Raw genomic sequence first — 23136 nt, forward strand, 5'->3', positions numbered from 1 at the left:
CGAACCCGTCCGTGCCCTGTGCCCGCGCGGCCACAGGGCACGGACGGGTTCGCCGAGACGTGGTGGGGCAACGCGTGGGTGGCCGCGCTGGAGGACGTGGCGTTGGACGCGGCACGGCTCGGGCGGGGGAAGGCGTACGCGCGGGCGGGGCACGTGGACGCCATCACCGTCACGCCCGGGCTCGTACTCGCCTACGTGCACGGCAGCCGACCGCGGCCGTACCGCGTGCAGATCCGGATGCGTACGCTCTCGGACGACGACTGGGAGCGGTTCCTGGACGCCGCGGCCGAACGGCCGGGGCACATCGCGGCGTTGCTCGACAAGGACCTGCCCCAGTCGCTCGCCGACAGCGGAGTGGGCCTGCTCCCCGGCCCGGGGGACCTCGTACCGCAGTGCAGTTGCCCCGACTCCGGCCACCCCTGCAAACACGCGGCGGCGCTCTGCTACCAGACGGCACGGCTGCTGGACGAGGACCCCTTCGTCCTCCTCCTGTCGCGCGGCCGGGGCGAACGCGAGCTGCTGGACGCGCTGTCCCGCCGCAGCGCCACCCTGGCGGCCCGCTCGGCCCGCGCCGAGCAGGAACCCGCACTTCCCGGCGTACGAGCCGCCGAAGCCCTCGCGCCCCGCACACTGCCGCCGCTCCCGGCTCCGCTGCCGCCGCCCGCGCACCCCGAACAGCCCCCGGCCTACCCGGCGTCGCCGGGCGGCCCGGACCCGTTCGCGCTGGACCAGTTGGCCACCGACGCGGCGGCCCGCGCGCACGCGTTGCTCACGACGGGCCGTGACCCGGTGGCAGAGCTGACTCTCTGGCAGGACGCCGTCCGCCTCGCGGCCACCCGCCCCGGCTCCGGCCTCACCGCCACGACCCGCGCCCTGTACGCGTCCCTGGCCACCGCCGCCGGCCGCACCCCGGCGGAGCTGGCGCGGGCGGTCGCCGCCTGGCGTCAGGGCGGACTGGAAGGGCTCGCCGTCCTCGAAGAGCCCTGGGACCCGCCGGCGGGCCGTTTCGACCGGGCCCGCCCGCTCCTCCTGGCCGCCGACTTCCCCGCCTTTCGCCCCTGGCACAACCACCTCACCCACCCCCGCGGCCACATACAGCTCAGACTGGGCCACGACGGCCTCTGGTACGCCTACGAGTCGGAGCCGGGCCACGACGACTGGTGGCCCAGGGGCACCCCCGACCTGGACCCGGTCGGCGCCCTCACGGGCCTCGGCTCCCCGACCGACCTGTGAGCGCGCCCCCGTGCGCCCCGCCCGCGTCCAACTTTTTTTCCGAGGCCCCGGAGGGCGGCAACGCTCCACTGACCTGCCCTCCGGCCCGCCGCGCGACATGTGGTGGCTCCGTGCAGGCCGCGTGGACAAATCGGGCTCGTTTCCGTGACCACAGGTGCGGAAGTTAGCGTGGAGCGGTGAGTGAGATGAAGTCCCCAGCCCTCCAGTACCGGTTCGACGGCCCGGATGACGCCCCCGTGCTCATCCTCGGTCCCTCGCTCGGTACGACCTGGCACATGTGGGACCGGCAGGTCCCCGAGCTGGCCAAGCAATGGCGGGTCTTCCGCTTCGACCTGCCGGGTCACGGCGGTGCGCCCGCCTACCCGGCCGGTTCCGTCACCGAGCTCGCCGAGCGGCTGCTGGCCACGCTCGACGGGCTCGGCGTCCAGCGGTTCGGGTACGCGGGCTGCGCGCTCGGCGGTGCCATCGGAGCCGAGCTGGCGCTGCGCCGCCCGGAGCGCCTCGCCTCGCTCACGCTGATCGCGGCCTCACCGCGCTTCGGCACGGCCGACGAGTTCCGGCAGCGCGGCGTGATCGTACGGACGAACGGCCTGGACCCGATCGCGCGGACGTCTCCGGAGCGCTGGTTCACGCAGGGCTTCGCCGCGGCGCAGCCGGCGATCACCGAGTGGGCCGTGCAGATGGTGCGCACCACCGACCCGGGCTGCTACATCGCCGCGTGCGAGGCGCTCGCCTCCTTCGACATCCATGCCGAGCTGGGCCGGATCGGGGTGCCGACGCTCGTCCTGGTCGGCTCCGACGACCAGGTCACCGGCCCCGCCGAGGCCCGCACCCTGGTCGCCGGAATACCGGACGCCCGCCTCGCCGTCGTACCCGGCGCCTCGCACCTGGTCCCCGTGGAACAGCCCGCAGCCGTCACGGATCTCCTCGTACGGCACTTCTCCACCGCCTGGCAGCAGCCCGCCTACGACTCGTCCACCGGGCAGATGGCGGTCGTGGTGCCGCAGGCGAGCCCGGTCGTGGCTGCGCCGCAGCAGATGTCGCCCGTCGCCGAGATCGCCCCGGCCGCGCAGCCCGAGGCGGTCCTGGGCAGACCCGACCCGTACGACGCGGGCATCAAGGTCCGCCGGGAGGTGCTCGGGGACGCGCACGTGGACCGCGCGCTGGCCCAGGCCGACGAGTTCTCCGGAGACTTCCAGGAGTTCATCACCCGCTACGCGTGGGGCGAGATCTGGGACCGCCCCGGCCTCGACCGGCGCTCGCGCAGCTGTGTCACGCTCACCGCCCTGGTCGCGGGCGGCCACCTCGACGAACTCGCCTTCCACACCCGGGCCGCCCTCCGCAACGGCCTCACCCCGGTCGAGATCAAGGAGGTGCTCCTCCAGGCGGCCGTCTACTGCGGCGTACCGGCCGCCAACAGCGCCTTCAAGGTGGCCCAGCAGGTCATCCGCGAGGAGACCACACCCCTGGAGTGAGCCCGCGCCCCCGCCCGGAGGCAGGATGGGAACCATGAAGCTCACCAAGAAGTCGCACGCCTGCGTCCGCCTGGAGAAGGACGGCCGCACGCTCGTCATCGATCCCGGCGTCTTCACCGAGGAGGACGCCGCGGTCGGCGTGGACGCGATCCTCGTGACGCACGAACACCCCGACCACTTCAGCGAGGGGCATCTGCGGGCAGGTCTCGCGGCCAACCCGGACGCGGAGATCTGGACGCTGAAATCCGTCGCCGATCAGCTCTCGGCCGCGTTCCCGGGCCGTGTCCACACCGTCGGTCACGGCGACACCTTCACCGCCGCGGGCTTCGATGTGCAGGTCCACGGCGAACTGCACGCCGTGATCCACCCGGACATCCCGCGGATCACGAACGTCGGCTACCTCGTCGACGGAGGCCGCGTCTTCCACCCCGGCGACGCCCTCACCGTCCCCGAGCACCCGGTCGAGACGCTGATGCTCCCCGTCATGGCCCCCTGGAGCAAGATCTCCGAGGTCATCGACTACGTCCGCGAGGTCAAGCCACAGCGCGCGTACGACATCCACGACGCCCTGCTGACCGACCTCGCGCGCCCCATCTACGACCGCCAGATCGGCGCCCTGGGCGGCTCCGAGCACCTGCGGCTGGCACCGGGGGAGACCGCCGACCTCTGAGTGTCAGAGGCTCCCGGTAGGTTGTGTGGCATGCGTATCGCGACCTGGAACGTGAACTCGATCACCGCCCGTCTCCCGAGGCTGCTGGCCTGGCTGGAGAGCAGCGGCACAGACGTGCTGTGCCTCCAGGAGGCCAAGGTCGCCGCCGAGAAGTTCCCGGTCAGCGAGCTGCGCGAGCTGGGCTACGAGACGGCGGTCCACGCGACCGGCCGGTGGAACGGCGTGGCGGTGATCTCCCGAGTAGGCCTCGAAGACGTCGTCAAGGGCCTGCCCGGAGACCCCGGCTACGACGGCACCGAGGAGCCCCGAGCGGTCTCCGCGACCTGCGGCCCGGTCCGCGTCTGGTCGGTCTACGTTCCGAACGGCCGCGAGGTGGACCACGCCCACTACGCGTACAAGCTCCAGTGGTTCGAGGCCCTCAAGGCAGCCGTCGCGGGCGACGCGACCGGCAGCCGCCCCTTCGCGGTGCTGGGCGACTACAACGTGGCCCCGACGGACGACGACGTCTACGACGTGGCCGCCTTCGAGGGCCTCACCCACGTCACCCCGGCCGAGCGCGCCGCCCTCACCTCCCTGCGCGAGGCCGGCCTCTCGGACGTCGTCCCGCGCCCCCTCAAGTACGACCACCCGTACACGTACTGGGACTACCGCCAGCTCGCCTTCCCCAAGAACCGCGGCATGCGCATCGACCTCGTCTACGGCAACGAGCCCTTCGCCAAGGCGGTCACCGACTCCTACGTGGACCGAGAGGAACGCAAGGGCAAGGGCGCCTCGGACCACGCCCCGGTGGTAGTCGACCTGGACGTCTAGCCGGGCCCCTTCAGGGGCGCGGGGAACCGCGCGACCGGCCACAACGGACCCGCACCCGAGTCGCGACCCGACCTCACCAGGAAGAGCCCGCGCCTACAACAGCCGCAGGTCCACCGACTCGGCCAGCGCGGCGAGCCCCGGTTCCCCCGGATGCAGATGATCCCCGCTGTCGTAAGCGGGGAGAATCCGCGCCGGATGCGCCGGGTCCCGCAACACCGCATCGAAGTCGAGCACCCCGTCGAACCCGGACTTGGACCCGGCCTCTGACCGGATCCACTGGTTCACGGCGACACGTTCGGCGTCAACCGCAGCTGTACACCGAGCCTCCCCCTCGCACGGCGCGATCGTCGCGACCAGCACCCGCAGCCCGCGCCCGCGCGCCCGGTCGGCGATCTCCCGCAGCCCGGCCACGACCTGCTCCGCAGTCGCTCCCCAGCGGACGTCGTTGACCCCTTGGAAGACGACGACGGTACGCGCCGACGTCTGGGCGAGGACATCCCGGTTCAGGCGGTGCAGGGCGCTCACGCCACCCGTGTCCGTGGAGACCCCATCACCCGTGTAGCGGTCGCTCACCACACGGTTCGCCGAGATCCCATGGTTGAGGACCCCATAGCGCGGGACCACACTCTGGTTCCGCAGGCGCCCGGCGAGCACATCGGGCCAGCGCCGGTTCGCGTCCCGCGTCGACTTCTCGCCGTCCGTGATCGAGTCGCCGAGCAGCACGACGGACCCGGGCCCGCCGCCCACGTCGACACCGGTCAGCAGCGGCCAGGTGGTGATCGTCGAGGTGTACGCGTCCGGGCTGCCGTCCCCGGCATGGTCGCCCGGCGTGCTGACGTACGACGTCTGGAGGGCCAGGCTGTGCACGGGTGCCGCCGTCACCGTCCCGGGCAGATGGAAGCTCACGAGGAGGTTGGCGTCCGCGGGGACGTCGAAGGCCAGCCGATCGCTGAACGCCTGTGCTCCCGCCGGGATCTCGGTGCCCGCCGCACCCCGGAACGACAGCGGCACGGGCGCGCTGCGCGGACTGGCGCCGGACGCCTGCACGGCCACCGTCGCGCTGCCGATCCGTACGGGCGCGGCGGCGAAGGTGTTGTCGAGCCGGATCCGCACCCGCGGTCCGCCCGTCGAGGTGTGCACCACGAGCCGCAGCGTCCGGTCGGTCCACGGCCCGACCGCCGTGTAGCCGGAGGCCGACGCGGCCCAACTTCCGGTCCAGCCACGGGAGTCGGCGCGCACCGAGAGTGAGAACACATGCAGGTCGGTGTTGCGCGGCAGCTCCACCGAAGCCACCTCGCGCCCCTGGACGATCGGCACGGTGACGACGTACAGCCTTGCCTTCTCGGCGAGTTGGCCGCCGGGCGTGTTGATGTGCGGCAGGGCCACGGCCTTGGTGGCGAGCGGTCCGCCGCGCCAGTCGGACGCGGTCAGCCGGTAGGAGGATCGCGAGCCGTTCGCGTACCGCACCACCCCCGTGCCGCTCTGATCGCCGCCGCCGGTGCCCGCCACCAGGAAGGCGAGCGCGTCACCGCGGCCTGCGACCCGTACGGACTGGCCGTCGGCGCGTACGTTGTCGGGCTCGCCCGCGGCCCGGCGGGGCCAGGTCAGCCGGGCGCCCTGGACCGTCAGCGAGCGTCCTGGTGTCCAGCCTGCGGCGGTCAGGTCCTGCGCCGACAGGGAGCCGCCGGAGCCGTCGAAGTCCGCCTCGCCGGGCCGCGCGTCGTCGCTGACGGCGGTGTTGTCGAAGTGCCGCTCCAGCGGCAGCGGCCTCTCCTTGGCGGGTACCGAGGGCAGCGCGGGCACCTCGGACACCGTAGGCGACTCAGCCGTGGCGGCCGTCGCCGGGACCGTCACCGCCGCCGAGAGCAGAGCGAGAACGACGGCCGTACCCCAGACACGTCGGCGCACACCGACTCCTCCCACTTACGACTCACGGACCAACGACTCACGGACCAACGGCTCCCGAACCGCTCGGGCACGGTTCGCCGACGAGGTGACAGATGCACCGTGAAGCTAAAGAGGCGGCAGGGACTCGTCAATGATCCGGGCGCGAACTCGGCGCGAACTCCCTGGGAACAGGCGTTCCGCGTGCCCTGTGGTGCGCCGGGCGATAGGGATGACAGGCTGGGTGTATGAACATCCCTTTCCTGGGCAACTGGCGCAAGAAGCGGGGCCCTGCCGGAGGAGTCGCGGTCTTCTCCGACAGTGAGAGCGACCGCGAGGGGGTGGCCGAACTGCTCTCCGAGTGCGAGCTGCTGCGCTCTCAGGCACATCAGGCGGGGGTCGAACTCGACGACTCCGCGGCCTCGTTGGAGGCGCTGGACCAGTTGGTGCCGCGCTGGCGGGACGACGAGGAGAGCCTGCCCTGGCTGGGCAACGACGCCGGCCTCTATCTCGGCACGGTCATCGTGCGCACGGTGCCCGGCGCCGTCTGGGAGATCTGGCCGGGCGGCCAGCCGGTCGTACGACTGGCCTCCGGCCGTGAGTTCGACGTGGTTTCCGTCGGTCACGAATGGGCGGCCAGCGGTGCTCCCGAACTCTCGCAGCTGTACGCCGAGGTCGCGGAAGCGTAAGGTTCAGGCCCTGGCTGCCGCCTTAAATACGGCTAATGCCCGAAAAGTGCGTGTCGGGTATTAACTCCACTCTTGTGTGGATAGCTTGCGGGAATCGCGACACAGCTGAGAGTGGGTAGGGCTGAGGATGGCCGTCGATCCGTTGATCGAGCTGCGTGACGTCAACAAGTACTTCGGGGAGCTGCATGTCCTACAGGACATCAACCTCACCGTCGGCAAGGGGGAGGTGGTCGTGGTCATCGGCCCTTCGGGGTCGGGGAAATCGACTCTGTGCAGGGCCATCAACAGGCTGGAGACGATCCGTTCCGGGGAGATCAAACTCGACGGGAAGCTGCTGCCGGAGGAGGGCAAGGACCTCGCCATGCTCCGCGCCGAGGTCGGGATGGTCTTCCAGGCGTTCAACCTCTTCGCGCACAAGACGGTCCTGCAGAACGTCTCGCTCGGTCAGATCAAGGTGCGTGGCCGCAAGAAGGCCGAGGCCGACAAGCGCTCGCTCGAACTCCTGGACCGCGTGGGCCTCGTCTCGCAGGCTCCGAAGTACCCGGCCCAGCTCTCCGGCGGCCAGCAGCAGCGCGTGGCCATCGCCCGCGCCCTCGCCATGGACCCCAAGGCGCTCCTCTTCGACGAGCCGACCTCGGCACTCGACCCGGAGATGATCAACGAGGTCCTGGAGGTCATGCAGCAACTCGCGAGCGAGGGCATGACCATGGTGGTCGTCACCCACGAAATGGGCTTCGCCCGCTCGGCCGCGAACCGTGTCGTCTTCATGTCCGACGGCCGCATCGTCGAGGACCGCACGCCCGAGGAGTTCTTCACCAACCCGCGCAGCGACCGCGCCAAGGACTTCCTCTCGAAGATCCTCAAGCACTGAGCGGGGGGAGCGAGATCATGATCACACTCCCGACGCCACTCCCGTTCCTGTCCCAACTCCACGTCCACGGAACGGAGTTGATTCCGGCGCCCGGATCCGGTGCGAAGTCCCCCCGGGGCGACGGGCCGACCGGGCCGAACCTCGACTACGATATGCCGTTCACTGCCGTGGTGATGGGGACAGAGGCCGTGGACACCACCCCGGCCGAACCAGGGACGCTGCTGCCGGGCACGCGGTAGCGAGGGGCAATGGCCCGCCCGGCAGCAGCCGGAGATCACTGCTCGCGCAGCGGTACCGACACGTACGACTGGTCGGCCGCGGGCGAGGAGAAGGTCAGCTGCGCGCCGGTCGGGTTGTGCTCGATGTAGAGCGGGTCGACCGTGTCGACCACCAGGGCGAGTCGATGCCCTGCCGGGACGTCGTAGGCCGTGGAGAACAACTCCAGGTCGACGCCGAACGGCTTGCCGGGCGTCTGCCCGTGGAAGGTGTACGGCGCGTTGCTGACCAGCTTGCCGAGGCCGAGCGGGCCCACGTCGTAGAGGTACGCGACGAGGGTGCCGCTCTCCTTGGTACTCGTGAGGGTTGTGTGCAATTTCGTGGTGCCGCGCACCCGTTGGGCGCTCGCGTACTTCTCCGACTGCCAGACCGCCGCGTACCGGCGGGGCAGCAGCGGGATCGACGCCACCGGCGGCAGTTGGGCGAGCTGGTCGAGGATGCTGGACAGGAAGATGATCCCGCCGTCCGCGCCCGAGTTGACGTTCGCGCGGATCGTGGTGGAGCCCGCGAGGGCGATCTTCTTGCGTGTCGCGCCGACCGACTTCCAGTCCGGGTAGCCCTCGTAGCCGCCGGTGGAACGGGACTTGAGCTGGACCGGCTGCTCACGGTCGATGCCGTTGTCCACGCCCTTGAGGTAGTGGTCGAACCAGCGGCTCGTGTCCGTCCACACGTCGTTGGGGAGCCCGAACAGGCCTGTCACCTCGGCGGTGGCGTGGTCGCCCGGCCGGTACTCCAGCCGCTTCGGGCCGGTCAACTGCTCGTAGAACTCGGCGTATTGGTTGGGCGGGAAGATCGTGTCGCCCCAACCGTTGGCGAGCAGGATCGCCGCGCCGTTCTTGTTGAGCTGGTCGACGTAGGTCGAGGGGGAACGTTTCTTCCCCCAGGCGATCAGCTCCTGCTCCTTGTCGAGATTGGATGCGAAGAAGTCCTTGAAGATCTGCTGGAGTTCGGCGCTGGGGCGGCCGGTGATCTGGCCCGCGCCGTTGAGCAGGGCGGCGGCCTGGGAGTGCTGGGTGCGGCCCGAGTAGATCGAGTCGATGAGGTCGGCCCAGCCGCTGAGGGACGCGACGGCCTTGACGCGCTTGTCGTGCGCGGCGGCGAGCAGGCTGATGCCGGCGCCGTACGAGACGCCCGCCATGCCGATGTTCCGGGCGTCGGACGGGGTGTTGGCGAGGGCCCAGTCGATGACCTTTGACGCGTCGGCTATGTCGGGTGGACCCGCTACTTCTATCTCTCCGCCCGACTGCCAGAAGCCGCGGACGTTGTAACTGACCACGACATAGCCGGAGTCGGCGAGTTTCTGGGCCTGGGCGAGATACTCGACCTGGGGCAGGCCCCAGCTCGTGGGCAGCACGATGAGCGGGTAGGCGCGGGTGGCGTCGGCGTTCGCGGGCATGACGACATTGGCCTTGAGGACGGTGCCGCCGTCCCCGGTGATGTCGACGAACCGGACGGCGGCGGGTGCCGCCTGTGCGGCCGGGGCGAGCCCGAGAGCCGTGCCGGCGATCAGGGTCGCCGAGACGACACCTACGGCGGTGGTACGCAGAGCCTTGCGCGGATGTCCCACAGGTCACTCCTCACACGTGTAAGTGCCAAAGTGACCCGACGGTAACCTCGTTGCCTTACCGCAAGTAACCCGTCGGTAAGTTACGCACGAGTAACGATTGTTGAAATGTGCTGGAACCTAGGAGGCGCGGTGGGTGCTCCGTGCGGGAACCGCAGGCAGTGGGGTCTGTGAGGCGCGAGTGACGTCCGCGACGAGCTCGACGACATCCGGCCCGTACGCCTGGGAGTTCACGACCTTCAGGAGGATCACGAAGGAGTTGTTGCCGTGCTTGCGGGCCAGCCGTTCGTGGTTGCGCGCCACATAGCGGGTCGCGGCCTGGTTGGTGATCGCGCGCTGCCCGCAGAAGAGGAAGACGGGCCGTGCCGTGTTGCCCGCAGTGAGCCGGGCGAGGATCACGTACTCGCCCTTGCCGGGCTCCAGCCGGTAGCGCTCGCTGCCTATCTGGAACGCGCCGCGGTCCGGGCCCGGTTCGGGGTCGACGTTGACGCGGATGCCCGGCAGCAGCGAGTGCAGATGCGCGGCCATGCGCCGGTTCGACGACGGCCCGCCCACGCAGAACTCCGTGCGCTCCCCGAAGCCCTGCTGTGCCGCGTCGTGCGCGATGACCTGGGCGTGGGCGCCGCAGTCCTTGATCAGGGCGGAGAGTTCGAGCAGCGCGAAGACGTCATGGCGCATCACCGAGAGTTCCGCGCCGCCGGCCTCGCGGTTGACCACCAGGAGCGACTCGGAGTTGTCGGGCAGGCCGAAGAAGGCCTGCTTGCGGCGCAGCTTGCGCTTCCACAGGTACGTACGGGCGAGCCAGCCCAGCGCGGCGCTGAGGCCGGCGGCGACCACGCCGAGGACGATGTTGCGCACGTCGTCATTCATGGGCGCGCATGCTAGCGGGCACCTGCACCGGTGTTCGAGAGGGACCTGACGCGGCCATGCCCAGGAGTTACGCTGCGCAGACGGTCGTTAACTGGAGGTACGGATGGGGCGCTCGGGCGCGCGGAGTCTGGCTGTGGTGGCGGTTTCGGCCGCGGTGATGTCGGTGGGGGCGGCACCGCCCTCTTCAGGACCTTCCGGGGGCTCGGGCCCGGCCGAGAAGGTGCCGGTCGCCGTCGGGTACGGCGGGGCCGTCGCGAGCGTGGACGCGGACGCCTCGGCCGCCGGGATCGAGATCCTCCGCAAGGGCGGGAACGCGGTGGACGCGGCCGTCGCCACGGCGGCGGCGCTCGGCGTCACCGAGCCGTACTCGTCGGGCATCGGAGGGGGCGGCTACTTCGTCTACTACGACGCCAAGTCCCGTACGGTGCGGACGATCGACGGACGTGAGACGGCGCCCCTGACGGCCGACTCGGGGCTCTTCCTGGAGAACGGCCAGCCGATCCCGTTCGCCGACGCGGTGACCAGCGGTCTGGGCGTGGGCACGCCCGGGACTCCCGCCACCTGGCAGAAGGCGTTGGACAGCTGGGGCAGCAAGGGGCTCGGATCGCTGCTGAAGCCCGCGGAGCGGCTCGCGCGCGACGGGTTCACCGTCGACGCCACGTTCCGCTCGCAGACCGAGTCCAACGAGGCGAGGTTCCGGAACTTCCCCGACACGGCCGAGCTGTTCCTGCCGGGTGGTTCGCTGCCGGTCGTCGGCTCGACGTTCAAGAACCCCGATCTCGCCCGTACGTACGAGGAGTTGGGCCGCAAGGGCGTGGGCGGGCTCTATCGCGGCAAGCTGGCCAAGGACATCGTCGCCACGGTGAACAAGCCGCCGGTGGACCCGGCTTCGGGCTACAACGCGCGCCCCGGCGAGCTGTCCCTGAAGGACCTGGCGAAGTACGAGGCGAAGAGGCAGGCGCCCACGAAGGCCTCGTACCGCGGGCTGGGCGTCTACTCGATCGCGCCCTCGTCCTCCGGTGGCACCACGGTCGGGGAGGCTCTCAACATCCTGGAGAACACCGACCTTTCGAAGGCCACGGACGTCCAGTACCTGCACCGCTACATCGAGGCGAGCCGGATCGCCTTCGCGGACCGGGGGCGCTGGGTGGGCGACCCTGCCTTCGAGGACGTACCGACGAAGGAACTCCTCTCGCAGAAGTACGCCGACTCGCGCGAGTGCCTCATCAAGGACGACGCGGTGCTGACGAGCCCGCTGGCGCCCGGCGACCCGCGCGACCCGGCGGCGTGCGCGGCCGGTGGCAAGGCCGCGCCGACGACGTACGAGGGCGAGAACACGACCCACCTCACGGCGGCCGACAAGTGGGGCAACGTCGTCGCGTACACCCTCACCATCGAGCAGACCGGCGGCAGCGGGATCACCGTCCCGGACCGGGGCTTCATCCTCAACAACGAGCTGACGGACTTCTCCTTCGCGCCGGCGAGCCCGGCCGTGCACGACCCGAACCTGCCGGGTCCTGGCAAGCGTCCGCGCTCGTCGATCTCGCCGACGATCGTCCTCGACTCTCACGCCAAGCCGGTGGTGGCGCTGGGCTCGCCCGGCGGCGCGACCATCGTCACGACGGTCCTGCAGACGCTGACCGGGTTCGTCGACCGGGGCCTCCCGCTCGTCGACGCGATCGCCGCCCCGCGTGCCAGCCAGCGCAACCAGACGACCACCGAGCTCGAACCGGGCCTGTGGAACAGCCCGTTGAGGGCCCAGCTGGAGTCTCTGGGCCACGGCTTCCGGCAGAACCCGGAGATCGGCGCGGCGACCGGCGTCCAACGCCTCCCGAACGGCAAGTGGCTGGCGGCGGCCGAGACCGTCCGCCGGGGCGGCGGGTCGGCGATGGTGGTGCGGCCGGCGCCGTAGGCCGGGGGCCGTCGGGCCGTCGGATCCGTGAGGCCCCGGCAGAGGGGCGGCGGGTGGTCAGCGGGCCGTCAGGATGCGCGGCCCCGCGTCCGTGATGGCCACCGTGTGTTCCGCGTGGGCCGCCCGGGTGCCGTCGTTCGTGCGGAGGGTCCAGCCGTCGGCGGCGGCGTGGTACTCGTCGGTGCCGCCGGCGATGAGCATCGGCTCGATGGCGAGGGCCATGCCGTGCCGCAGCGGCAGGCCGCGGCCGGGCCGCCCCTCGTTCGGCACGGGCGGGTCCTCGTGCATGCGGCGGCCTATTCCGTGGCCGCCGAAGCCGTCCGGGATGCCGTACCCCGCCGCGCGGCACACCGTGCCGATCGCGTGCGCGATGTCGCCGATGCGGTTGCCGACGACGGCCGCCTCGATGCCCGCCGCGAGGGCGCGCTCGGCGGTCTCGACGAGGTGCAGGTCGGCGGGGCGCGGTGTGCCGACCACGAAGCTGATCGCCGAGTCGCCCACCCAGCCGCCGAGTTCGGCGCCGAAGTCGATCGAGACCAGGTCGCCGTCGCGCAGCCGGTAGCCGGTCGGGATGCCGTGCACGATCGCGTCGTTCACGGAGGCGCAGATGACGGCCGGGAAGGGCACGGGAGCGAAGGAGGGGCGATAGCCGAGGAAGGGGGAGCCCGCGCCCGCGTCCCGCAGGACCTGGTGCGCGACCTCGTCCAGCTCCAGGAGCGAGACGCCCACGCCGGCGGCCTCCCGCACCGCCGTGAGGGCCCGGGCCACGACCTGGCCCGCTTCGTACATCGCGTCGATAGACGTGTCCGTCTTCAGTTCCACCATGCCAATTACTATACCGGTCGAGGTGTGGGCGGTGACCTCCGCCCGCCTATTCAAATAACGGTCGCCGGTATTAGGGTGGGCGCATGGTGCGAACCCCGCTGACCCCCGAAGAGCACGAACGCGGCGAGCGGCTCGGCAAGCTGCTGCGTGAGGCCCGCGGTGGCCGCAGCATGGTGGAGATCGCCGCGAGCGCGGGCATCTCCGCCGAGACCCTCCGCAAGATCGAGACCGGTCGCGCGCCGACCCCCGCCTTCTTCACGGTGGCGGCGCTGGCGCGGGTGCTGGGCCTCTCGATGGACGAGATCGCGGGCACGTGTGCGCTCGCCCCGGCGTGACGCGCAGGTGACGCCCCGTCAAGTCCGGGACCTCTCGTGTCGGAATCCCTCGTTCTGGGGCCCCTCACGTCACGTTCCGGGTCAGTAACCGCACTCTGCGTCCGGGTCGAAAACTCGTTGTAGCCATTCCGTAACACGAACGGTGTTTTCTATCGAACCGGAGTACTCCAGTCTGGCGTGGGGTGAAGGTAATGGCGGTGGAACAACTCCCGGGCCAGGTGCGGGAGTTCGCGCAATATCTCAATGGCCTGCTGTCCCGGCTGGACCAGGGCGGCGGCTGGTGCGGCGTGTTCTGGCAGCGCGACCCCGAGGGGATGCGGGCCTGTCTGGACGGTACGGAGGTGCCGCCCTGGGACGTCGTGCAGGCGCTCCTCCAGGATGTCGCCGCGGAGTTCGGCGACCGGGCCGCCGCCCAGGAGTCCGACCGGGCGCGGGTACTGCACGGCGCGTCCCTCGCCGCGTACGACGGGCGGCCCGGTGGCCGCGACGCCCTCAGCGACCGCCTCGACGTCATGCTCCGCGAACAGCGCTACGCCGCCGAACGGCTCTCGGAACTCGGCCGCTCATTGCGTACGGCCACCGGCCCGGAAGAGGCCGAGTCCTACCGCATCGACCTGGCCTGGGCCCGCGACGACCACGACCGCGCGACCGCCCGCTGCACCGAACTCCGTTCCCGCATGGACGAGTTGGACCAACGCGCGGTCGGCGGCCGGGCGCAGGGAGCGCTGACCATCCCGCCCGGCGAGATCGGCACCGACGTCTTCTGGGACGAGGAGCCCCGGAACGAGGAGCCCCGGAGCGACCGGAGCGGTGGCGCGAGCGCCGGGCCGTCCACGGGACGCGGGGGCCCGCAGCGCCCCGCGCCGGACGAGGACGACTGGCCGGACCTCTGGCGCGACGCGTCCGCGGACCGGGCCGCCGGGGAGGCCGCCAGACAAGCGGCCGAGAGCGGCTGGCAGGCCGCGGCACCCGCTCCCGAGGCGGCTCCGCGCCCCACGGCCGCCCGGGAGGACGAGGCGGCGGCCCCCGAGACTCCGGAGCCCGCCAAGGGCCGCGCCTCCAAGCAGCGCTCGAAGCGCCGTGCGCGTGGCAGCGCCCGGTTCGCCGGGATGATGGACGAGGACGCCGCCGCGGCTGCCGCACCGGCCATGCCCGTGCCGTCCACCGCGGAGCCCACGCTGCGCGGGGCCCGCTTCGCCGGAGTCGCCGAGGAGCCCGCGCGGCCGAAGGCGCGGCGTGAGCCGCTGGACGACGAGGCGCGCCGGACCACCGTCCAGACCGTCGAGCGGCTCGTCCGGCTGCGGCGGGAGGGCCACAGCGGTGAGGCCCACGCCGTACTGGTCGAGGCCGCGTACTGGCCCGCCGCCCGTTTCCCGCTCCTCGCCGCCGAGCTCCACCGCGCGGGCCTGGGCGCCGACTGGGCCACCCTCCTCTGGGAGGCCGCCTCCCTGCCCGCCGACCGCCTGGTCGCCGCCGCCGACGCGCTCGCGGTGGCGGGACGCACCGCGGACGGCGACCAGATGCTCCGCCAGGGCGTCGTGCGCCCCGCCCCGGAGATAGGCGAGGCCGTGATGGGCCTGGTCGGGGAGGACCGTCACCGCGAGGTCCGGGCGCTCCTCGACGCGTACGTCCGCATCCGCACCCCCGAAGAGGCCGCCCGCAGCGTCGAGACCGACCCGCCCCGCCTCATCCCCCTCCTCCTCGAAGCGGCCCGCCACGTCTCACAACAACGCCACTGGGACCTGATCCACGCCCTCAGGGTCGCGGGCTACACGGCTTGAGCTGTCCCGGACCGGGGAAGGGTTCACCTCCCGAGGCCCCGGCCCACCTACAAGGGGCGCGGGGAACTGCGCGACCAGCCCACGACTGCCGGCACCCACCCACTCACCGTCACCCACCCTCCCTCGCTAACCCACGAGGGTAGGAAACAAGATCGACTCAGCCGGTTAACGACGATGGTCTTGCCCAGCGCAGCGCCTCCGCTTACTTTCGGGGCTCTACGCCCATCATCTACGGGCGTAGAAGCTCTCTGACGTCCCGTCGAAGGAGCAGCTCATGGCCAACGTCGTACGCGCCGCTCTGGTCCAGGCCACCTGGACCGGCGACACCGCATCCATGGTCGCCAAGCACGAGGAGCACGCCCGCGAGGCGGCCCGTCAGGGTGCGAAGATCATCGGATTCCAGGAAGTCTTCAACGCCCCCTACTTCTGCCAGGTCCAGGAGCCGGAGCACTACCGCTGGGCGGAACCGGTACCGGACGGCCCCACGGTCACCCGTATGCAGGAGCTCGCCCGCGAGACCGGCATGGTCGTCGTGGTCCCGGTCTTCGAGGTCGAACAGTCCGGCTTCTACTTCAACACGGCCGCGGTGATCGACGCCGACGGCACGTACCTCGGCAAGTACCGCAAGCACCACATCCCTCAGGTCAAGGGCTTCTGGGAGAAGTACTACTTCAAGCCGGGCAACCTCGGCTGGCCCGTCTTCGACACCGCGGTCGGCAAGGTCGGCGTCTACATCTGCTACGACCGGCACTTCCCGGAGGGCTGGCGCCAGCTCGGCCTGAACGGCGCGCAGCTCGTCTACAACCCGTCGGCGACCTCCCGCGGTCTGTCCTCCCACCTCTGGCAGCTGGAGCAGCCCGCCGCGGCCGTCGCGAACGAGTACTACATCGCCGCGATCAACCGTGTCGGCGAGGAGGAGTACGGGGACAACGACTTCTACGGGACGTCGTACTTCGTCGACCCGCGCGGCCAGTTCGTCGGCGAGACCGCGAGCGACAAGAGCGAGGAACTCGTCGTCCGCGACCTCGACTTCGACCTGATCGAGGAGGTCCGCCAGCAGTGGGCCTTCTACCGGGACCGTCGCCCCGACGCCTACGAAGGGCTGGTGCAGCCGTGACGACAGACGCCTCCCCGAGCCCGGCCCACGGCTCGGCCAAGCACCTGTACCAGCGCCACCAGGCCGTCCTCCCCGACTGGCTGGCCGTCTACTACGCCGACCCGATCGAGCTCACCCACGGCGAGGGCCGCCACGTCTGGGACGCCGAGGGCAACAAGTACCTCGACTTCTTCGGCGGCATCCTCACCACGATGACCGCGCACGCCCTGCCCGAGGTGACGAAGGCCGTCAGCGAGCAGGCCGGCCGGATCATCCACTCCTCCACGCTGTATCTCAACCGGCCGATGGTCGACCTGGCCGAGCGGATCGCCAAGCTGTCGGGCATCCCGGACGCGCGCGTGTTCTTCACGACCTCCGGCACCGAGGCCAACGACACGGCCCTGCTGCTGGCCACCGCGTACCGCCGCAGCAACCAGATCCTGGCGATGCGCAACAGCTACCACGGCCGCTCGTTCACCTCGGTCGGCATCACCGGCAACAAGGGCTGGTCACCGACCAGCCTCTCGCCCCTCCAGACGCTGTACGTGCACGGCGGCGTCCGCACCCGAGGCCCGTACGCCGATCTCGACGACGCCGGCTTCATCGCGGCCTGCGTCGCCGACCTGGAGGACCTGCTCGGCCACGTCCGCCCGCCCGCGGCCCTGATCGCCGAGCCCATCCAGGGAGTCGGCGGCTTCACCGCACCGCCGGACGGCCTGTACGCGGCGTTCCGCGAGGTCCTCCAGGAGCGCGGCATCCTCTGGATCGCCGACGAGGTGCAGACCGGCTGGGGCAGGACCGGCGACAACTTCTGGGGCTGGCAGGCGCACGGCCAGAACGGTCCGCCGGACATACTCACCTTCGCCAAGGGCATCGGCAACGGCATGTCCATCGGCGGTGTCGTCGCCCGCGCCGAGGTCATGAACTGCCTGGACTCCAACTCCATCTCGACGTTCGGCGGCACCCAGATCACCATGGCCGCGGGCCTCGCCAACCTCACGTACCTCCTGGAACACGACCTCCAGGGCAACGCCCGCCGTGTCGGCGGCCTGCTCATCGAGCGACTGCGGGCCATCGCGGCGCAACTGCCGGGCGTACGGGAGGTCCGGGGCCGGGGTCTCATGATCGGCGTCGAGCTGGTGAAGCCCGGCACCGACCAGGCCGACCCGGACGGGGCCGCCGCCGTGCTCGAAGCGGCCCGCGAGGGAGGCCTGTTGATCGGCAAGGGCGGTGGCCACAACACCAGCGTCCTGCGCATCGCCCCACCGCTGTCGCTCACCGTCGCGGAGGCCGAGGAGGGCGCCGCGATCCTGGAGCGCGCTCTGCGGAGCACTCAGTTCTGAGAGGCGCTCGGTTCTGACGGTCGGTCGGGTCTGGCGAACGGTCAGGCCCGAGCGGCAGTCGTCTCCGGGCGGCAGTCGGTTCCGAGGAGCGTTCAGCAACGCAAGATTGAAGGTTCGCCGCATGACCACCGCCTTGGAACCCGCCCTGTCGGTCCGTCAGGTCCTCGCCCTGGAGCGGGTGCTCGCCGGGGAACCCGAGGTGGTGGCCGGCGCCGGCCAGCTCGACCGGCCCGTGCGCTGGGTGCACGTCGCCGAGGCCGCCGACGTCGGCGTGATGCTCAGCGGCGGCGAGATGGTCCTCACCACCGGGGTGCTGCTCGCGGGCGACCCGGAGGCCCAGGCCGAGTACATCCGCTCACTGCACCGCGCGGAGGCCTCGGCCGTCGTCCTCGGACTCGGCCGGGCCTTCCCGACCCCGCCCGAGGTGATGCGCCGGGCGGCCGAGCGGTGCGGGCTGCCGATGATCGTCCTGCACCGCCCTTTCCCCTTCGCCGAGTTGACCGAAGAGGTCCAATCCAGGCTCGTACGACGGAAGTTCGCGGCCGTCAGCCTGTCGGAGTCCGTCCGGACGGCGCTGACCGGGCTCATCACGGCGGGCGCACCGCTGCAGCGGATGCTCGACGAGATCGCCTCGCACAGCGCGTGTCCCGTCGTCGTCACCAACCTCGCCCACCGCGTCCTCGCCACGGCGGGGGAGCGGTCCGCGGTCGACGACGTGCTGCGTGACTGGGAGCGCATCGCGCGGCAGGCCGGCGGCAGCGAGGGCGACGGCTGGGTCCGGGCCGAACTGGGCGGACGTGGCGAGCGCTGGGGCCGCATCGTGCTGTGCGGCTACCGCGGCGACGCCGCCACCGGACGGCTGCTGGCCGACCGCGGGGCCGAGGCACTGGTCCTGCACCGCATGCTCGGCGGCACCGTGCACTCCTGGGAGGAGCAGTCCGCCGAGAGCCTGCTCACCGACCTCGTCTCCGGAGTCGTACCGGCCCGCCAACTGCTGCCCCGGGCCCGGGCGGCCGGACTGCCGGTCAACCGCCGGACGTTCGTCCCCCTGGTCGTACGGGACGCGGAGGCGGCCCAACTCGACCGCGTACTGCGCCTGTTGGGGCTGCCCGGGCTCGTCGCCGAGCTGGCCGACGGGGTCATCGCCGTACTGCTGAGCCTGGCCAGGGACCAGGACGCGGAGGCCCTCGCCGCCCACTTCGCCACCCGGCTGCGTACGGAGGCGGGCGGTGGTGCGGCCGACGCCTGCAAGGCGGCCGTCGTCGCGGCGGCCGACGCGCGGACCGGGTGGGACGACGTGCCCGCCGGGCTGCGCGAGGCCCGGCACGTGGCCGACGCCGTCGCCGAGAGCCCCGCCGGACTCGACCTGCCGGTCGTGGTGCGGCTGCGGGACGTCCATCTGCGCGGGCTGGTCCGGCTGCTGCGGGACGACCCGCACGTGCAGTCCTTCGCCGAGCGCGAACTGGACGGACTGCTGTGCGGGGCCGACGCCGAGTCGGAGCTGCTGCCGGTGCTGCGGACGTATCTCGCCACCGGGCGCAACAAGTCGCGTACCGCACAGCTCCACCATGTCTCGCGACCCGCGCTGTACCGGCGGCTGGAAGCGATAGAGGCGCGGCTGCGGGTCGATCTCGACGACTTCGAGCAGGCGGCCTCCGTACACATCGCCCTCCTCGCGCACGACGCGCAACAGGGCTGAGACTCTCGACGCGCAACAGCTCCGAAACACAGAAAGACCTGGGAAAACGGTGGTGAAACATGGGCCTTGGCAAGGGTGACACCGTGGAACGCCACACGCCCTCAGACGTGACACGCTGCAACTCAAAGAGGACTTCCGGACTTCCTAGGCTCGCCGCACACCCAGCGACCGGAGGTCCCGATGAGCAGAGTGATCCGCGCCGCCGTCTTCCAGACCGCGTGGACGGGCGACAAGGAATCGATGATCCAGGTCCACGAGCAGGCGGCCCGCGACGCGGCCGCACAGGGTGCTCAGGTCCTGTGCTTCCAGGAGCTGTTCTACGGGCCCTATTTCTGCCAGGTCCAGGACAAGGCGTTCTACGAGTACGCCGAACAGATCCCCGAGGGCCCGATCGTCCAGCGCTTCCAGGCGCTCGCCAGGGAACTGGGCATCGTCCTCGTCCTGCCGATGTACGAGGAGGAGCAGCCAGGTGTCCTCTACAACACCGCGGCGGTGATCGACGCCGACGGCTCGTACCTCGGCAAGTACCGCAAGCACCACATCCCGCAGGTCGAGGGCTTCTGGGAGAAGTTCTACTTCCGCCCCGGCAACGCCGGTTGGCCGATCTTCGACACCGCGGTCGGCAAGATCGGCGTCTACATCTGCTACGACCGGCACTTCCCGGAGGGCTGGCGCGCGCTGGGTCTCGCCGGGGCCGAGATCGTCTTCAACCCGTCGGCCACCTCGCGCGGACTGTCCGCCTACCTCTGGCAGTTGGAGCAGCCGGCCGCGGCCGTCGCCAACGAGTACTTCGTGGGCGCCATCAACCGCGTGGGCGTGGAGGAGCTGGGCTCCAACGACTTCTACGGCACCTCGTACTTCGTGGACCCGGAGGCCCAGTTCGTCGGGGAGGTGGCGAGCGACAAGGAGACCGAACTCGTCGTCCGCGACCTGGACATGGCCAAACTCCGCGCGGTACGCGACCGCTGGCAGTTCTACCGCGACCGCCGCCCCGAGGCGTACGAGCCCCTGACGGCTCCCTGACCGGGGGGTACGTCGGAGGCCCCCCGCGCCCCTGTCTTTTAGGGGCGCGGGGAACTGCGCGACCAGCCACGACGTGCCCGCACATACCCACCGCCGCATTCCACCGGGGTGCCGACGATCAGGAGAGGGAACATGAGCAGCCGTACAGTCATCCGCGGTGGCCTAGTCATCACCGCGTCCGACGAACTCCACGCGGACGTCCTGGTAGAGGACGGCCGCATCGCCGCCCTCGCCGCGAGCGGCACCCCCGCCGCCGAGGCCTGGACGGCCGAGCGGACCATCGACGCCACCGGGAAGTACGTGATCCCGGGCGGCGTCGACGCCCACACCCACATGGAGCTGCCGTTCGGCGGCACCTTCGCCTCCGACTCCTTCGAGACCGGCACCCGGGCCGCGGCCTGGGGCGGCACGACCACGATCGTCGACTTCGCGGTGCAGAGCGTCGGCCACTCGCTGCGCGAGGGCCTCGACGCCTGGAACGCCAAGGCCGACGGCAAGTGCGCCATCGACTACGCCTTCCACATGATCGTCTCCGACGTGAACCAGGACACGCTCAAGGAGATGGACCTGCTGGTCGAGGAGGGCGTCACCTCCTTCAAGCAGTTCATGGCCTACCCCGGCGTCTTCTACAGCGACGACGGCCAGATCCTGCGCGCCATGCAGCGCTCCGCCGAGAACGGCGGCCTGATCATGATGCACGCGGAGAACGGCATCGCGATCGACGTGCTGGTGGAGCAGGCGCTGGCCAGGGGCGAGACCGACCCCCGGTACCACGGGGAGGTCCGCAAGGCCCTCCTCGAAGCCGAGGCCACCCACCGTGCCATCAAGCTCGCCCAGGTCGCCGGAGCGCCGCTGTACGTCGTGCACGTCTCGGCGCAGCAGGCGGTCGCCGAGCTGACCCGGGCGCGCGACGAGGGCCTGAACGTCTTCGGCGAGACCTGCCCGCAGTACCTGTTCCTGTCGACCGACAACCTCGCGGAGCCCGACTTCGAGGGCGCCAAGTACGTGTGCTCGACGCCGCTGCGGCCCAAGGAGCACCAGGCCGCCCTGTGGCGGGGTCTGCGGACCAACGACCTCCAGGTCGTCTCCACCGACCACTGCCCCTTCTGCTTCGTCGGCCAGAAGGAGCTGGGCCGCGGCAACTTCTCGAAGATCCCCAACGGGCTCCCGGGCGTCGAGAACCGCATGGACCTGCTCCACCAGGCCGTCGTCGACGGACACATCACGCGCCGCCGCTGGATCGAGATCGCCTGCGCCACCCCGGCCCGGATGTTCGGCCTGTACCCGAAGAAGGGCACGATCGCGCCGGGCGCCGACGCGGACGTCGTCATCTACGACCCGCACGCCGAGCAGGTCATGTCCGCCGAGACGCACCACATGAACGTCGACTACTCGGCGTACGAGGGCAAGCGCACCACCGGCCGCGTCGAGACGGTCCTCTCGCGGGGCGAACTCGTCATCACCGAGCGGGAGTTCACCGGGCGCGCCGGGCACGGCGTCTACACCCCCCGCTCCACCTGTCAGTACCTTCTCTGAGCGACTAGGAGTGGCGCCATGGACTTCGGACTCGTCCTGCAGACAGACCCACCTGCCTCCCGCGTCATCAGCCTGATGAAGCGGGCCGAGCGCAACGGCTTCACGTACGGCTGGACGTTCGACTCCGCCGTGCTCTGGCAGGAGCCGTTCGTGATCTACAGTCAGATCCTTTCCAACACGACCAAGTTGAAGGTCGGCCCGATGGTGACGAACCCGGGCACCCGCACCTGGGAGGTCACCGCCTCGACCTTCGCCACGCTCAACGACATGTTCGGCAACCGCACGGTCTGCGGTATCGGGCGCGGCGACTCGGCGATGCGTGTGGCCGGCCGCAAGCCCAACACGCTCGCCCGGATCAGCGAGGCCATGAAGGTCATCCGGGCGCTCGGGCGTGGTGACGAGGCGGACCTCGGCGGCACCGTCATCAAGTTCCCGTGGATCAAGCCCGGCGCCGAACTCCCCGTCTGGATGGCCGCGTACGGCCCCAAGGCGCTGAAGATGACCGGTGAGGAGGCCGACGGCTTCATCCTCCAGCTCGCCGACCTCTACTTGACCGAGTACATGGTCAAGGCCGTGAAGACCGCGGCGGCCGAGGCAGGGCGTGACCCCGACGACGTCAAGATCTGTGTCGCCGCGCCCGCCTATGTCACCGAGGACGACTCGCCCGAGGCGCTCAGCCACGCGCGTGAGCAGTGCCGCTGGTTCGGCGGGATGGTCGGCAACCACGTCGCCGACCTCGTCTCCAAGTACGGCGAGCACTCCGCCGCCGTACCCGACGAACTCACCGACTACATCAAGTCCCGTGAGGGCTACGACTACTCGCACCACGGACGCAGCGGCAACCCCGACACCCAGTTCGTGCCCGACGAGATCGTCGACCGGTTCTGTCTGATCGGGCCGGCCGAGAAGCACATCGAGAAGCTGAACGCGCTGCGCGAGCTGGGCGTCGACCAGTTCGCCCTGTACGACATGCATGACACTCAAGAGGCGGTCATCGAGGCGTATGGATCAACGGTCATTCCCGCCGTCAACGGTTGAGGGCGGCCTCGGCCGTTGACGACCTGTCCCAGTAGTTGACGACCTGTCCCAGTGGTTGGTGGTCGACCCATCCATCAACCATTGACGGCATCGGATCAACTCCGCTCCACCCTGTTCCACCCCCTCAAGTCGTCCCCTTCCCACCTCCCCGGGAAGGGGGCCGCACCACCGAATCACCGCACCACCACCCCCACGGCGCCACCCGC

The 23136-nt window shown here is 70.8% G+C and carries 20 protein-coding genes; 16 read left to right on the plus strand and 4 right to left on the minus strand.

Features of this window, described 5'->3' with window-relative positions:
* The 4 genes from AOK17_RS25265 to AOK17_RS25280 form a co-directional block, all read left to right on the plus strand.
* Nucleotides 1-1233, plus strand: a 1233-nt coding sequence (locus AOK17_RS25265; protein ID WP_206190830.1) for an SWIM zinc finger family protein, incomplete at its 5' end; no start/stop codon positions are given.
* Nucleotides 1234-1418: 185 nt separating this feature from the next.
* Complete coding sequence (gene pcaDC / locus AOK17_RS25270) at nucleotides 1419-2708, plus strand: bifunctional 3-oxoadipate enol-lactonase/4-carboxymuconolactone decarboxylase PcaDC (protein ID WP_206190833.1); 1290 nt, start codon at nucleotides 1419-1421, stop codon at nucleotides 2706-2708.
* A 34-nt stretch (nucleotides 2709-2742) separates the two neighbouring features.
* Nucleotides 2743-3378 carry an MBL fold metallo-hydrolase gene (locus AOK17_RS25275; RefSeq protein ID WP_055614851.1) on the plus strand — a complete coding sequence of 212 codons (636 nt, stop codon included), beginning with the start codon at nucleotides 2743-2745 and terminating at the stop codon, nucleotides 3376-3378.
* A gap of 30 nt (nucleotides 3379-3408) precedes the next feature.
* Nucleotides 3409-4188: an exodeoxyribonuclease III gene (locus tag AOK17_RS25280; RefSeq protein ID WP_055614852.1), complete on the plus strand. Its 780-nt coding sequence runs from the start codon at nucleotides 3409-3411 to the stop codon at nucleotides 4186-4188.
* Nucleotides 4189-4281: 93 nt separating this feature from the next.
* Here the strand turns inward: AOK17_RS25280 and AOK17_RS25285 are convergent, their stop codons facing one another.
* Nucleotides 4282-6096 carry an SGNH/GDSL hydrolase family protein gene (locus AOK17_RS25285; RefSeq protein WP_055614853.1) on the minus strand — a complete coding sequence of 605 codons (1815 nt, stop codon included), beginning with the start codon at nucleotides 6094-6096 and terminating at the stop codon, nucleotides 4282-4284.
* A gap of 224 nt (nucleotides 6097-6320) precedes the next feature.
* Here AOK17_RS25285 and AOK17_RS25290 point away from each other — a divergent pair, with 224 nt between their 5' ends.
* From AOK17_RS25290 to AOK17_RS25300, 3 genes are all read left to right on the plus strand, one after another.
* Nucleotides 6321-6761 (plus strand): DUF6278 family protein, encoded by a 441-nt coding sequence (locus AOK17_RS25290; RefSeq protein ID WP_055614854.1) that lies wholly within the window; start codon nucleotides 6321-6323, stop codon nucleotides 6759-6761.
* Between the two features lie 127 nt (nucleotides 6762-6888).
* Complete coding sequence (locus AOK17_RS25295) at nucleotides 6889-7632, plus strand: amino acid ABC transporter ATP-binding protein (protein ID WP_055614855.1); 744 nt, start codon at nucleotides 6889-6891, stop codon at nucleotides 7630-7632.
* Between the two features lie 17 nt (nucleotides 7633-7649).
* Nucleotides 7650-7871 carry a hypothetical protein gene (locus AOK17_RS25300; protein WP_055614856.1) on the plus strand — a complete coding sequence of 74 codons (222 nt, stop codon included), beginning with the start codon at nucleotides 7650-7652 and terminating at the stop codon, nucleotides 7869-7871.
* 35 nt (nucleotides 7872-7906) lie between these two features.
* Here the strand turns inward: AOK17_RS25300 and AOK17_RS25305 are convergent, their stop codons facing one another.
* Together AOK17_RS25305 and AOK17_RS25310 are read right to left on the minus strand one after the other, a co-directional pair.
* Nucleotides 7907-9475 carry a CocE/NonD family hydrolase gene (locus AOK17_RS25305; RefSeq protein WP_055614857.1) on the minus strand — a complete coding sequence of 523 codons (1569 nt, stop codon included), beginning with the start codon at nucleotides 9473-9475 and terminating at the stop codon, nucleotides 7907-7909.
* A 117-nt stretch (nucleotides 9476-9592) separates the two neighbouring features.
* Nucleotides 9593-10342 carry a hypothetical protein gene (locus AOK17_RS25310; protein ID WP_206190831.1) on the minus strand — a complete coding sequence of 250 codons (750 nt, stop codon included), beginning with the start codon at nucleotides 10340-10342 and terminating at the stop codon, nucleotides 9593-9595.
* A gap of 103 nt (nucleotides 10343-10445) precedes the next feature.
* Between AOK17_RS25310 and ggt the strand changes: the two genes are divergently transcribed.
* The gene (gene ggt, locus AOK17_RS25315) at nucleotides 10446-12254 is read left to right on the plus strand and encodes a gamma-glutamyltransferase (RefSeq protein WP_055614858.1); all 1809 of its coding nucleotides are present in this window, start codon (nucleotides 10446-10448) and stop codon (nucleotides 12252-12254) included.
* 57 nt (nucleotides 12255-12311) lie between these two features.
* Here ggt and map read toward each other — a convergent pair whose 3' ends face one another.
* A complete protein-coding gene (gene map, locus AOK17_RS25320; protein WP_055614859.1) occupies nucleotides 12312-13079 on the minus strand; it encodes a type I methionyl aminopeptidase in 768 nt (255 codons plus the stop codon).
* 83 nt (nucleotides 13080-13162) lie between these two features.
* On the opposite strand from map, the gene AOK17_RS25325 reads away from it, so the two are divergent.
* From AOK17_RS25325 to AOK17_RS25360, 8 genes are all read left to right on the plus strand, one after another.
* Nucleotides 13163-13414 carry a helix-turn-helix domain-containing protein gene (locus tag AOK17_RS25325; protein WP_055614860.1) on the plus strand — a complete coding sequence of 84 codons (252 nt, stop codon included), beginning with the start codon at nucleotides 13163-13165 and terminating at the stop codon, nucleotides 13412-13414.
* Nucleotides 13415-13605: 191 nt separating this feature from the next.
* A complete protein-coding gene (locus AOK17_RS25330) occupies nucleotides 13606-15195 on the plus strand; it encodes a hypothetical protein (RefSeq protein ID WP_055614861.1) in 1590 nt (529 codons plus the stop codon).
* 274 nt (nucleotides 15196-15469) lie between these two features.
* Nucleotides 15470-16312: a nitrilase-related carbon-nitrogen hydrolase gene (locus AOK17_RS25335; RefSeq protein ID WP_055614862.1), complete on the plus strand. Its 843-nt coding sequence runs from the start codon at nucleotides 15470-15472 to the stop codon at nucleotides 16310-16312.
* On the plus strand, nucleotides 16309-17634 hold the full coding sequence (locus AOK17_RS25340) for an aspartate aminotransferase family protein (RefSeq protein ID WP_245697338.1): 1326 nt from the start codon (nucleotides 16309-16311) through the stop codon (nucleotides 17632-17634). The genes AOK17_RS25335 and AOK17_RS25340 overlap by 4 nt, the downstream gene beginning before the upstream one ends.
* A gap of 121 nt (nucleotides 17635-17755) precedes the next feature.
* Complete coding sequence (locus AOK17_RS25345) at nucleotides 17756-19333, plus strand: PucR family transcriptional regulator (protein ID WP_055614863.1); 1578 nt, start codon at nucleotides 17756-17758, stop codon at nucleotides 19331-19333.
* Between the two features lie 180 nt (nucleotides 19334-19513).
* Nucleotides 19514-20356: a nitrilase-related carbon-nitrogen hydrolase gene (locus tag AOK17_RS25350; RefSeq protein ID WP_055614864.1), complete on the plus strand. Its 843-nt coding sequence runs from the start codon at nucleotides 19514-19516 to the stop codon at nucleotides 20354-20356.
* A gap of 132 nt (nucleotides 20357-20488) precedes the next feature.
* Nucleotides 20489-21892 (plus strand): dihydropyrimidinase, encoded by a 1404-nt coding sequence (hydA, locus tag AOK17_RS25355; RefSeq protein ID WP_055614865.1) that lies wholly within the window; start codon nucleotides 20489-20491, stop codon nucleotides 21890-21892.
* A gap of 18 nt (nucleotides 21893-21910) precedes the next feature.
* A complete protein-coding gene (locus AOK17_RS25360) occupies nucleotides 21911-22930 on the plus strand; it encodes a TIGR03842 family LLM class F420-dependent oxidoreductase (RefSeq protein WP_055614866.1) in 1020 nt (339 codons plus the stop codon).
* Nucleotides 22931-23136: the final 206 nt, after the last annotated feature.

The organism is Streptomyces phaeochromogenes, from assembly GCF_001418655.1.
GTDB lineage: Bacteria > Actinomycetota > Actinomycetes > Streptomycetales > Streptomycetaceae > Streptomyces > Streptomyces phaeochromogenes.

Excerpts from the sequence above, each read along its gene's own strand:
- AOK17_RS25360 (WP_055614866.1), top strand. The coding sequence starts at position 21,911 with ATGGACTTCGGACTCGTCCTGCAGACAGACCCACCTGCCTCCCGCGTC.
- AOK17_RS25350 (WP_055614864.1), top strand. The coding sequence starts at position 19,514 with ATGAGCAGAGTGATCCGCGCCGCCGTCTTCCAGACCGCGTGGACGGGC.
- AOK17_RS25290 (WP_055614854.1), top strand. The coding sequence starts at position 6,321 with ATGAACATCCCTTTCCTGGGCAACTGGCGCAAGAAGCGGGGCCCTGCC.
- AOK17_RS25325 (WP_055614860.1), top strand. The coding sequence starts at position 13,163 with ATGGTGCGAACCCCGCTGACCCCCGAAGAGCACGAACGCGGCGAGCGG.
- AOK17_RS25280 (WP_055614852.1), top strand. The coding sequence starts at position 3,409 with ATGCGTATCGCGACCTGGAACGTGAACTCGATCACCGCCCGTCTCCCG.
- AOK17_RS25335 (WP_055614862.1), top strand. The coding sequence starts at position 15,470 with ATGGCCAACGTCGTACGCGCCGCTCTGGTCCAGGCCACCTGGACCGGC.
- AOK17_RS25300 (WP_055614856.1), top strand. The coding sequence starts at position 7,650 with ATGATCACACTCCCGACGCCACTCCCGTTCCTGTCCCAACTCCACGTC.
- AOK17_RS25330 (WP_055614861.1), top strand. The coding sequence starts at position 13,606 with ATGGCGGTGGAACAACTCCCGGGCCAGGTGCGGGAGTTCGCGCAATAT.
- pcaDC (WP_206190833.1), top strand. The coding sequence starts at position 1,419 with ATGAAGTCCCCAGCCCTCCAGTACCGGTTCGACGGCCCGGATGACGCC.
- map (WP_055614859.1), bottom strand. The coding sequence starts at position 13,079 with ATGGTGGAACTGAAGACGGACACGTCTATCGACGCGATGTACGAAGCG.
- AOK17_RS25275 (WP_055614851.1), top strand. The coding sequence starts at position 2,743 with ATGAAGCTCACCAAGAAGTCGCACGCCTGCGTCCGCCTGGAGAAGGAC.
- AOK17_RS25345 (WP_055614863.1), top strand. The coding sequence starts at position 17,756 with ATGACCACCGCCTTGGAACCCGCCCTGTCGGTCCGTCAGGTCCTCGCC.
- hydA (WP_055614865.1), top strand. The coding sequence starts at position 20,489 with ATGAGCAGCCGTACAGTCATCCGCGGTGGCCTAGTCATCACCGCGTCC.
- AOK17_RS25295 (WP_055614855.1), top strand. The coding sequence starts at position 6,889 with ATGGCCGTCGATCCGTTGATCGAGCTGCGTGACGTCAACAAGTACTTC.
- AOK17_RS25310 (WP_206190831.1), bottom strand. The coding sequence starts at position 10,342 with ATGAATGACGACGTGCGCAACATCGTCCTCGGCGTGGTCGCCGCCGGC.
- ggt (WP_055614858.1), top strand. The coding sequence starts at position 10,446 with ATGGGGCGCTCGGGCGCGCGGAGTCTGGCTGTGGTGGCGGTTTCGGCC.